Below are 12,821 nucleotides of genomic sequence, written 5' to 3' on the forward strand. Positions count from 1 at the left end.
GGTCAACGCGGGCCGGCCTCAGCCCAATGGTTATTGCTTGTGTTTCGTTGATGCGTATTTCAGTGACACTCAATGAAATGCGAATTCGCGCAGACATTCGAAGCCACGGATTCGAATTCGACAAGCGGTGGAGGATGGATATCCGCGTCAGACTTTACTTCAATTTTCACTGCATGCGTGATGTTGGCGATAAAAATAGGGATCAGTAATTCGTGCTGAATCGAAGTCCATATCACATATTTACAATGGTGGCGCATTCGCTGCCAAAAATTCCAGCCATTCCATTATGCGTATGCCGGGAACCCCTTGGCCAATGAACATCGGCATGCCGTGGAACGGTTGCTGTATTGCATCATCGATTGATATGTTGAATTTTTCTTTTCGGGTGCTACACTCAATTCGCGCACAATCATGCATGACAGGTGTGGCTTTCTTTTAAACCACCGCTGACTTTTCATGGAAGTCAGTGTGAAAGCGAGCCTGCGCAAGATACTGCTCGTCATGCCGGCGTTTTATCGCGTTCGCTTCGCGCAACGATTCAATCGTGAATCGTTGTAATAGACATGCCGTTGCAATACGCATTTCATTCGACTATTCGTCGTTGTCCAGATGTCCACGCAATGAAAATTCGACCTCCGCGTTAAAGGTCGATCCGTGATCGCCACCCTGCGGTTCGCGACGATTCTGCATGCCGTTTTCGCCGAAGCTTCCCATTCCGATTGCGATGCTCACGATTGACGACGCCATGAACCATATCTTTCGCCTGTGCTGGAATCGTGCTCTCAAACAGTGGGTCGTTGCGTCCGAGCTGGCCACGCGTCGATCGGCGGGCGCCTCCGGCCAATGTGGCCGAGCCGCGAAACGCGGCGTGGGTTCATCGTTCGTCGTGACGGTGTCGTTCATCGTCGCCGAGCTGGCGCATGCGGGCGGCCCGAGCGGCGGACAGATTGTCTCCGGCGCCGGCAGTATCCAGCAATCGGGCGCGACGACCACGATCCAGCAAGGCAGTCAGACGCTCCAGTTGAACTGGCAAAGCTTCAATATCGGCGCGGGCCAAACGGTCAATTTTCTGCAGCCGGGGCGCGGTTCGATCGCGGTCAATCGCATCCTGGGCAGCACGCCGAGCGAGATATTCGGGCGTCTGAACGCCAACGGCCAGGTGTGGCTGATCAATCCCAACGGCGTGCTGTTCGGCCCCACGGCGCAGGTCAACGTGGGCGGCCTGGTGGCCACTACACTGGACCTCGACGCCGGCACCCTCGGCAGCAATAGTCGCCGTTTCAGCGGCTCCGGCAAGGGCAGCGTCGTCAATCAAGGCACGATATCCGCCGCCGACGGCGGTTACGTCGCCCTGCTGGGCAACGTGGTCTCCAACCAGGGCGTGATCAGCGCGCGGCTCGGCACGATTGCGCTCGCCGGTGGCAGCGCCGCGACGCTGACGTTCAACGGCTCGCAGCTCGTGCGACTCCAGGTGGACGGCAGCACGCTGAACAACCTCGCGGAGAACCGCCAGTTGCTGATCGCCGACGGCGGCCAGGTGATCATGACGGCCGGCGCCAAAGATGCGCTGCTGGCCAGCGCGGTGAACAACACGGGCAAGGTGCGCGCGCAGACGGTCGAAAACCATCAAGGCACAATCACGTTGCTGGCGGGTATGGAAGCCGGCCAGGTCAACGTCGGCGGGACCCTGGACGCCAGCGCGCCGGGCGGCGGCAACGGCGGCTCGATCGAAACCTCGGGCGCGCATTTCAGCGTGGCGCCGGGCACCCGGATCACGGCGGCCGCGCCCAGCGGGCGGGCCGGTACGTGGCGGGTCGACCCGATCGATCTGACTATCGACGCCACCGCCGCCACCGCCATTTCGAGCACGCTGCAGGGCGGCACGAACGTCACCGAGCAGACCACGGCGTCGGGCGCCTCGGGCTTCGGCGTGCAGGCGCCGGGCGCGGGCGACATCAACGTCAATTCGGCGATCAGCTGGACCAACGCGGCCGCCAGTCTGACGCTGCAGGCGCTCAACGCGATCTACGTGAACGCGCCGGTAACCGGTGCGGGCGCGGTGACGATGCAGGCCGGCACCGGCAATCTGACCATCGCCTCGGGCGCGTCTATTGTGGGCGGCGCCGGCGTGGTGCTGGCCACCGCCGCCAACTTCGTGAACAACGCGGGCAGTGCCGCCGTCAGCACGGGAACCGCGTCGCCGTGGCTGATCTATTCGACCAACCCCATGAGCGATACGGCCGGTGGACTCACGCCTTCGTTCATCCAGTACAACGCCGCATACAACGCCACGAACCCCACCGCGCCGGTCGTCGCCGGCAACGGCTTCCTCTATGGCCTGGCGCCCACCGTCACCCTCACCGGCCTGACCGGCAGCGTGACCAAAGTCTACGACGGCACGACGCTCGCCAGTCTGAGCGGCGCCAACCTGGTGACGACGGGACTCGTCAACGGCAATATCGTCACGAAAGCCACCGGCACGTATGCGTCGGCAAATGCCGGTTCGGGCATTTCGGTCAGCTCGCCAACCTCGATCGCGAACGTCAGCTTCGCCGATTCGACCGGCACCATTCCCGTGTACGGCTACAAAGCGGCCGGCTCGCCCGCCACCGCCATCATCGGCATCATCACGCCCGCGCCGCTCACGGCCACCATTGTCGGCAATCCGACCAAGGTGTACGACGGCACCACCTCGGCGCCGCTCACGGCGAGCAATTACGGTTTCACCGGTTTCGTGGCCGGCCAGGGCGCGACGGTCAATCAGGCCAGTTCCGTCTCTTATGCAAGCGCCGACGCCGGCACGGCGATCCCGGTCAATGCGACGTTCACGTCGACGAATTTCGTCGCGAACACCGGCACGAATCTGGCGAATTACTCGCTGCCGGTCTCCGCGACGGGCAGCGGCGCCATCACGCCCGCGCCGCTGATCATTAGCGGGCTGATCGCCGGCAACAAGGTCTACGACGGCACGCGGGCCGACACGCTCAACGTGAACGGCGCGTCGCTGTTCGGCATCATCGGCGCGGACAGCGGACAGGTGGCGCTGAACGCATTGGGCGCGGCCGGCACCTTCTTTACCCCGAACGTCGGCACCGGCATCACGGTGGTCGCCAGCGGCTTCACCCTGACGGGCGCGAAGGCGTCCAACTACCAGATCAGCCCGCCCTTGAACCTCGCGGCCGACATCACGCCGAAGCTTCTGTCGATCACGGGCGTCACCGCGAACAGCAAGGTGTACGACGCTACGACGACGGCTTCGCTCAACGTCGGCAGCGCTGCCGTGTCGGGGCTGGTGCCGTCCGACAGCGGCAACGTCACCCTGTCGACGAGCGGCTCGACCGGCACCTTCAGTCAGGCCGATGTGGGCAGCAACCTGGCCGTCTCGGCGAACGGCTTCGTGCTGGCCGGATCGGCGGCCGGCAATTACTCGGTCGCGGCGCTCACCGGCGTCACGGCGAATATCACGCCGGCGGCGTTGACCATTACCTTCTTCGGTTTGCCGACCAAGGTCTACGACGGCAGCGTCAACGCCACGCTCGGCGCGGCGAACTACACGATCGCCGGTTTCGTGGGCGGCCAAGGCGCCACCATCGGACAGACCTCGTCGGTCTACGCCAGCAAGAACGCCGGGACCGGCATTGCCGTCACCGCGACGCTGGCGCCGTCGGATTTCACGCCCGCGGCGGGCACCTCGATGTCGAACTACACGTTCCCGGCCAGCCTGACGAATCCGAACGGCATCATCCAGCAGGCGCCGATCGTGGTCGGCATCATCAACAACCCGACCAAGGTTTACGATTCGACGACCACGGCGACGCTCGGCCCCGGCAACTACCAGGTGAGCGGCGCGATTCCCGGCGAGACCGTCAACCTGAATCCGGCGCCGATCACCGGCGCCTATGCGTCGCCCAACGTCGGCTTCCAGGGCGTGAGCACCAGCCTGAACGCGGCCAATTTTTCCGCGGGGCCCGGCACCCTGCTCTCCAACTACGCGCTGCCCGCCACGGCGATCGGCATGGGCACGATCGTGCAGATGGCGCTGAGCGGCAGCTTTACCGCGGCGATTACCAACAATCCGTCGAAGACTTACGACGGCACCACCGTCGCCACGATTCCCGCCGGCGACTTCACGCTGTCGGGCTTCCAGGGCAACGACAGCGCGGCCGTGTCGCAAACCATCACCGGACAATATGCGTCGAAGAATGCGGGCCAGCAGCCCGTTTCGGCCACGCTGACCTTGGGCGACTTCACGGCGGGCGCAGGCACGAATCTGGGCAACTACACGTTCCCCGTGATCGCCTACGGCGTCGGCACGATCATTCCGGCGCCGCTCACGGTCAGCATCGTCGGCAATCCGAGCAAGGTCTACAACGGCGTCGCGAGCGCGCGGCTCAACAGCGGCAACTTCCAGATCGGCGGCTTCGTGAGCGGCGAAGGCGCGACGATCACGCCGTCCACCCAGTTCAACTACGCGCAAGCCAATGCGGGCGGCTGGACCGTCAGCGGACAACTGGTGCCGGGCAACTATGCGGCCAACGGCAATACGCTGTTGAGCAACTACACGCTGCCGACCACCGCGTCGGGCCCCGGCACGATCACGCAGGCGCCGCTCTATATCCTCAACACCTACGCGAACAACAAGGTCTACGACACGACCACGGCCGATACCCTGAATGTCGGCAGCGCCGCGCTGTCGGGCCTGGTGGCGGGCGACACGAACAGCGTAACGCTGAACACCTCCACCGCCGGTACGTTCGCGCAGTCCAACGTCGGCAACGGCATCGCGGTAAGCGCGAACGGCTTCAGCATTTCAGGCAGTGCCGCCGGCAATTACGCGCTGCAGCCGATCGCCGGACTGACGGCGAACATCACCCCGGCGCAACTGTTCGTGAACGGCGCCATGGCGAACAACAAGGTCTACGACGGCACTACGGCGGCGACGATCAATAGCGGCGGCGCCACGTTGTCGGGCGTGCTCGGCAACGACAACGTCACGCTGGCTTCCGGCGCCGCCAGCGGTCAGTTCATCACACCGGCCGCGGGCACCAATCTGCAGGTGGTCGCGAGCGGCTTCACCGTCGGCGGCGCGCAGGCGGGTAACTACACGGTGTCGCAACCGTCGAACCTGATCGCCAATATCACACCGGCGCCCCTCACCGTCGTGATCAGCGGCAATCCGGTCAAGCAGTACGACGGCAGTACCTCGGTGTCGCTCGGGGCGTCCGATTTCACGCTCACCGGTTTTGTGGGCAGTCAGAGCGCCACGGTCACGCAGACCGCGTCGAGCGGTTATTTTTCGCCGAACGTCGGCACGAACATTGGGATCGGCGCCACGCTGGAGCCGTCCGACTACGCCGCGCCGCTCGGCACGAACCTCTCGAACTATCTGCTGCCGACGTCCGCGACGGGTTCGCTCGGCGCGATCACGGCGAAGGTGATCGACCTCACCGGCACGCGCGTCTATGACGGCACGATCAATGCCGCTTCGGGACTCTTCAGCTCGGGCGGTCTGGTCAACGGCGTCAACGGCCAGACGCTCACGTTGAGCGGCGTCGGCACGCTGCCCAGTAAAAACGTCGGCAACAAGGTGCCGCTGGGCAGTCTGGGCACCCTCGCGTTGTCCGACGGAACCGGCCTCGCGAGCAACTACACGCTGACGGGCGGCACCGATTGGGTGACCGTGACGCCGGCCCTTCTGACGGTCCTCAATACGACCGCCAGCAACAAGATCTACGACGGCACCACGGCCGCGGCGCTGCAGAATGCGCTGCTGTACGGCGTGATCGGCGGCGACAACGTGTTGCTCGGCAACGCGGCGACCGGCACGTTCAACAACAAGAACGTCGGCACCAACAAGCCGGTGTCCACGCAGATGACGATCTCCGGCACGGACGCCGGCAACTACACGCTGGTCCAGCCGAGCGGCATTGTGGCGAGCATTACGGCGCTCGGTATCACGGTGGGCGCCACCGGCATCAACAAGGTGTACGACGGCACCACCGCGGCGCAGGTGTCGATGAGCAGCCCCGGCGTGGTGGCGGGCGACAATGTGGCGTTCACCAGCGCGTCGTCCAGTTTTGCGCAGGCCGACGTCGGCAACGCCATTCCGGTCACGGTAATGGGCATCGGCGTGAGCGGCAGCGATGCCGGCAACTACACGCTGAACAACACCTCGGCCACGACCAGTGCCAACATCACGCCGTTCGTGCTGAATCTGACCGGCAACCGGGTGTACGACACCACCGCTATCGCGGCGGCCAACCTGTTCGGTGCGAACGGCACGCTGGCCGGCGCCAACGGCGAGACGCTGACGCTGACCGGCACAGGGCAACTCACGGACAAGAACGTCGGCAATCAGAAGGCCTTCGCGGCGAACGGCCTGAGCGGCTACACGCTGACCGGCGTAGGCGGCGCCAAGTCGACCAACTACACGTTGAGCGGCGGAACGGACTGGGTCACGATTACGCCCGCGAGCCTGACGGTCACCGGCACGTATGCCGACAACAAGGTGTACGACGGCACGACCAGTGCGGCACTTCACGGTGCGGCGCTGAACGGCGTGCTCGGCTCGGACAACGTGACGTTGGCCAACGACACGGTCGGGCAATTCAACGACAAAAACGTCGGCACCGGCAAGCCGGTCACCACCAGCATGACCACGACGGGCAGCGACGCCGGCAATTACACATTGACCCAGCCCGGTGGCATCACCGCCGACATCACGGCGCTCGGCATCACGGTCGACGCCACCGGCAACAACAAGGTCTACGACGGCACGAGAAGCGCCACTGTGGCGCTCGGCAGCACGGGCGTGGTGGCGGGCGACAACATCTCGTTCACCAGCAGCTCGGCCACCTTCCTGCAGCCCAACGTCGCTAACGGCATCCCGATCGCCGTGGTCGGCATCGGGGCGACCGGCGCCGACGCGGGCAACTATACGTTGAGCAACAGCACGGCGTCGACCAGCGCGAACATCACGCCTTATGCGTTGAGTCTGCAGGGCACGCGTGTCTACGACGCGACCACCGGCGCCAACGCGACGCTCTTCGGCAGCAACGGCGTGCTCACTGGCGTGAACGGCGAAACGTTGACGCTCGGCGGCGCCGGCACGCTGTCCACCAAAAACGTCGGCACGCAGCAACCGTTCGCGGCCGGCGGCCTCGCCGGCTTCACGCTGACGGGCAACGGCGCGGCCCTGCAGAGCAACTACACGCTGACGGGCGGCACCGACTGGGTCACCGTTACGCCGGCGACGCTCACGGTCAGCGGCGCCTCGGTGAACACGAAAGTCTACGACGCCACCACGAGCGCCACGTTGAGCGGCGCGACGCTATCGGGCGTGCTGCTGGCCGATACGGTCACGCTCGGCAACGACACCAGCGGCACGTTCGCCGACAAAAACGTCGGCACGTCAAAAACCGTGACGGCGTCCACCATGACGATCGGCGGGGCGGATGCCGGCAACTACACGCTCGTGCAACCCACCGGCCTGACCGGCACGATCACGCAGCGTCCGATCACGGTCACGGCCACCGGCAGCGACAAGGTCTACGACGGCTCGACTTCGGCGACGGCGGGCGTCGCCAGTACCGGCGTGCTGGCGGGCGACACCGTGAGCTTCAGCTACGGCACCGCCGCGTTCAACTCGCCGAACGCGGGCACCGGTATTCCGGTTCAGGTCGGCGGCATCACCGGCAGCGGCATTGATGCGGGCAACTATTCGTTCAACACCACGGCCACGACCTCCGCGAACATCCTCCAGGCGGTGCTGAACCTCACCGGCACGCGCGCTTACGACGGCAGCACGAACGCGGTCGCAGGCCTGTTCGGCAGCAATGGCGTCGTGACCGGCGTCAACGGCGAAACGCTTACGTTGAGCGGCACAGGTACGCTGACGTCGAAAAACGTCGGCACGCAGACGCCGTTTACCGCCACGGGTCTGAATGGCTTCTCGCTGAGCGGCAACGGTGCTGCGCTGGCCAGCAACTACACGCTCGCGGGCGGCGTCGACTGGGTCACGATCACGCCGCTGTCGATCACCGTCGGCGCAACGGGGCAGAACAAAACCTACGACGGCACGACGGCCGCGACGGTGACGCTCGGCAGTAGCGGCGTGATCGCGGGCGATACGTTGAACTTCAGCTACGGCTCGGCCAGCTTCAGCACACCCAATGCCGGACACGCGATTCCGATCGCTGTAAGCGGTATTGCCGGCAGCGGCGCGGACGTGGGCAATTACGCCATCAATACGACCGCCACGACGAGCGCAGATATCGATCCGTTCATCCTCACGCTGAGAGGCACACGCGTCTACGACGGCACGACCGACGCCAACGCGATCCTGTTTGGCAATAGCGGCGTGCTGAGCGGCGTCAACGGCGAAACGCTGACGCTCACCGGCACCGGTACGCTGGTGGGCAAGAACGTGAGCCCGGCCCAGGCGTTCACATCGACGGGCCTGAACGGTTTCACGCTGACCGGCAACGGCGCGGCGCTGGCCGGCAACTACACGTTCGTGGGCAGTGTGCCGTGGGTCGCGATTACGCCGAAGGCGCTGAGCGTGACGGCCGTCGGGCAGAACAAAACCTACGACGGCACGACGCTCGCGCAACTCGGCAGCTTCACCGTGAGCGGCCTCGTGGCGGGCGACAACGCGTCGATCTCGTATGGCGCGGCCAATTTCGGCTCGCCGAATGTCGGCACCGCGATTCCGGTGACGGTCACGGGTATCAGCGGCAGCGGCGGGGATATCGCCAACTACACGTTCCCCGGCTCGGCCACCACCAGCGCGGATATCACGGCGGCGATCCTCAACCTGACCGGCACGCGCAGTTACGACGGCACGGCCAACGCGTCCGCCGGGCTGTTCGGCAGCAATGGCGTGTTGACCGGGGTGAACGGCGAGACGCTGACGCTGGGCGGCGCCGGCACGCTGGCCACGAAGAACGCGGGCACCCAGCAACCGTTCGCCGCCAACGGTCTCGCCGGCTTCACGCTGACGGGCAACGGCGCGGCGCAGGCCAGCAACTACACGTTCGCCGGCGGCGTCGACTGGGTCACCGTCAACCCGCTTGCCGTCACGCTCACCGCCAGTGGACAGAACAAGACCTACGACGGCACCACCACCGCCCAGGTCACACTCGGCGAGAGCGGCGTGCTGACCGGCGACACCGTCACGTTCCACTACACGGGCGCGAACTTCAACACGCCGAACGTCGGCAACGCGATTCCGGTGCGGGTCTCCGGCATTACCGGCAGCGGCGCGGACGCCGGCAACTACACGTTCGCGAACAGCGCGACGACCAGCGCCAATATCACCCCGGCCATTCTCAATCTGACCGGCACGCGCAGCTACGACGGCACCGCCACCGCAGCGCCGGGGCTGTTCGGCAACAACGGCGTGCTGACCGGCGTCAACGGTGAAACGCTGACGCTCGGCGGCACGGGTGCCTTGTCCTCGAAGAACGTCGGCACGCAGATTCCGTTCGCGGCGAATGGGCTCGGTGGTTTTACGCTGACGGGCAACGGCGCGGCGCAAGCCGGCAACTACACGTTCGCCGGAGGCGTCGACTGGGTGAGCATCACGCCGCTCTCGCTGACGCTCGTCACCACGGCGCAGAACAAGACCTACGACAGCACGACGACCGCCCAGATCAGCGGCTTGACGATTCGTGGCCTGCTGGCGGGCGACTCCGCCAACTTCAGCTACACCGGCGCGAACTTCGTCACGCCGAACGCCGGCAATAACATTCCGGTGGTGGTGTCCGGCATCGTCGGCACGGGCAGCGATCTCGGCAACTATTCGTTCAACACCACCACGCTCACGGTGGCGAACATCACGCCCGTGGTGCTGAACCTCACCGGTAGCCGGAACTATGACGGCAGCAATCAGGCCGCCGCCACGCTGTTCGGCAACGGCGGCGTGCTGAGCGGGGTCAACGGCCAGTCGTTGACGCTGAACGGTGCCGGCACGCTGACGAGCAGGAATGTCGGGCAGCAGCAACCGTTCGCATCGGGCGGCCTCGCCGGTCTCACGCTGACCGGTAACGGCGCGGCGCTCGCGAGCAACTACACGCTGGCAGGCGGGGTCGACTGGGTGAGCGTGTCGCCGCTGGCGATCACGGTCACGGCGACAGGTCAAAACAAGGTCTACGACGGCACGAGAACCGCGTCCGTCAGTCTGGCCAGCAACGGTGTGGTGAGCGGCGACAACGTGACGTTCAGCCCGGGCGCCGCCAGCTTTGCTTCGCCGAATGCCGGCAACGGCATCGGCATTGCGGTCGCCGGTATCGCCGGCAGCGGCGCGGACGCGGGCAACTATACGTTCAACAACGCGGCCGCCACTTCCGCCGACATCACGCCCGCCCAGCTCAATCTGACCGGCACCCGGATCTACGACGCGACGACGAGTGCCACCGCAAGCCTGTTCGGCACGAACGGCACGCTGCAAGGCGTGAACGGCGAAACACTGACGCTCGGCGGCGCCGGCACGTTGTCCACGAAGAATGTCGGCACCGCGCTGCCGTTCGCGGCGGGCGGCCTCGCCGGCTTCACGCTCAGCGGTAACGGCGCCGCGCTCGCGAGCAACTATGCACTGGCCGGCAGCACGGACTGGGTGACGATCACGCCGGCCACGCTCGCTGTCGTCGGCACGACGACGACCAACCGGCCCTACAACGGAACCGTGCTCGACGGTCTGTCGGGCGCGACGTTGTCCGGTGTGTTCGGTAGCGATCTCGTGACGCTCGGCAATCACACCGTGGGCACGTTCCAGGATCCGAACATCGGCAAGGACAAACCGGTGGGCACCGGCATGACGATCGGCGGCGTCGACGCGGGCAACTATGTGCTGGTGCAACCGGCCGGACTCACCGCCGACATCGTCGCGCCGGTCACGCCCGTGCCGCCTGGTGCGCTCGCCAGCACCCAGGCCCTGCTCGGCGCCGACGCCGTGTCGACGCCGTACGGCACGGCGTCGTCGACCTCCGAAGGCAATTTCGCGGGCAACCAGAAACAGGAGGACCGTCCGGTGGAGCGCAATCTGACGCGCACGGATTTCCGCTCCGGGCTCGCCCTCACCGTACTGAACGGAGGCGTCAAGCTGCCGACGAATTGAGGCCTCTCGTTGAAGCAAAAAATAAAGTGCGCCGTAGCGCGTCCAATACCTTCTTCAAACTGGCGAACATGACCGCGATTCACTCGAACGGCTTACGTATCACCCGTATGTGTGTCGCCCTTTCGCTCGCTACGACTGCCATCACCGCGCTCGGGCAGGTGCGGATCACACCACCGCCCGATAGCGGTCAGCTTCTTCAACAGGTGCCGCAGGCGCCGATACAGCCGCCGTCGTCGAACCTCGGCCTGACCGTCGAGCCGCAAAGCCCAACGCCGGCGGACAATACGACGTCGTTTCCGGTGCGTTCCATCGTGATCACGGGCAACACGGCGCTACCCACGGCAACGCTGCACGCGCTGGTGGCGTCCAGCGAGGGCAAACGTCTCACGCTGAACGATCTCAACGCGCTGGCCGAGCGCATCAGCGACGCGTATCACCAGCAGGGTTATCCGCTGGCGACCGCGTATGTGCCGCCTCAGGCGATCAAGGACGGCGTGGTGCGGATCGACGTGGCCGAAGCGCGTTATGGTGCGGTATCGCTGAACAATCAGAGTCGCGTCGCCACGCGTGTGCTCGATTCGACGCTCGCCGCGCTGCAACCAGGGCAAGCCATCACCGAATACGAACTCGAACGCACCCTGCTGCTGCTCTCCGACATTCCCGGCGCGACCGCCAGTTCCACGCTCAAGCCTGGACAGCAGGTTGGAACGTCGGACCTGCTGGTCGATATCGCCCCGCAGCAGCGTTTCACGGGCGAGGTCGGGGTGGACGACTTCGGCAACAAATACACCGGCCGGGTACGCGGCAATGGCAGCTTCAACGTCAACGGACTGTTCAACCAGGGCGACGCGCTGAATGTCAATGCGATGACGTCCGGCAACGGCATGACGTATGGGCGCCTCGGCTATACGTACCTGCTCAACGGTGAGGGCACAACGCTAGGCGCGTCGGTTTCCGGGCTCGACTATCACCTCGGCGACGATCTTTCCGCACTGGAAGCGCACGGCTCGGCGTTTGTCGGCAGTGTGGTGCTGGCGCATCCGTTGATTCGCAATACACGGGGCAATCTGTTCGGGCAGGTCGAATTCGATTACCGCAAGCTCAACGACAATATCGACATTATCGGCATCCAGAACGACCGTCAGACCAGTAGCTGGACGGCCACGCTCGCCGGCGACGAACTGGATTCGACCGGCGTGATCAACGCGCGCGCCTCGCTCACTTACGGAATTCTGGCCGCCAATAACCTGCAGACCGACTATATCGATCAACTCGGCACGGACACGTCCGGACACTACGTCAAACTCGCGCTTTCGCTGTCCCGCCTGCAGCAACTCACGCGCCACGATGCCCTCTATTTCGGCTTCTCCGGACAGACCGCCAGCAAGAACCTCGATACCTCCGAGCAGTTCTATCTGGGTGGTCCGGACAGCGTGCGTGGTTACGATGTGGGCGTGCTGGCCGGCGCGCAGGGCTATCTGGCGACGCTCGAATACCGTCACGACGCCGTGTTCCCGCGCGTGCCGGGTGTCTGGCAGTTTTCCGCGTTTGTCGATAGCGGCTGGTGCAGCAATACAAGGATCCGTTCGTACCGGGGCCCAACACCGGCCAGTTGAGCAGCGCGGGCGTCGGGGTTCAGTGGAGCGGCCCGTATCGCGTGATGCTTAGCGTGAGCGTCGCCGTTCCGTTTGGCAAAAGGCCCGAG

The 12,821-nt window shown here is 65.1% G+C and carries 2 protein-coding genes; both read left to right on the forward strand.

From position 1 onward, the window contains the following. Positions 1-745 precede the first annotated feature (745 nt). Positions 746-11,116 (forward strand): YDG domain-containing protein, encoded by a 10,371-nt coding sequence (locus FA94_RS37405; protein WP_197070250.1) that lies wholly within the window; start codon positions 746-748, stop codon positions 11,114-11,116. A 68-nt stretch (positions 11,117-11,184) separates the two neighbouring features. Next, a complete protein-coding gene (locus FA94_RS27470) occupies positions 11,185-12,732 on the forward strand; it encodes a ShlB/FhaC/HecB family hemolysin secretion/activation protein (RefSeq protein ID WP_156126718.1) in 1,548 nt (515 codons plus the stop codon). The last annotated feature ends 89 nt before the right edge of the window (positions 12,733-12,821 follow it).

This window comes from Burkholderia sp. 9120 (assembly GCF_000745015.1).
Lineage (GTDB): Bacteria > Pseudomonadota > Gammaproteobacteria > Burkholderiales > Burkholderiaceae > Paraburkholderia.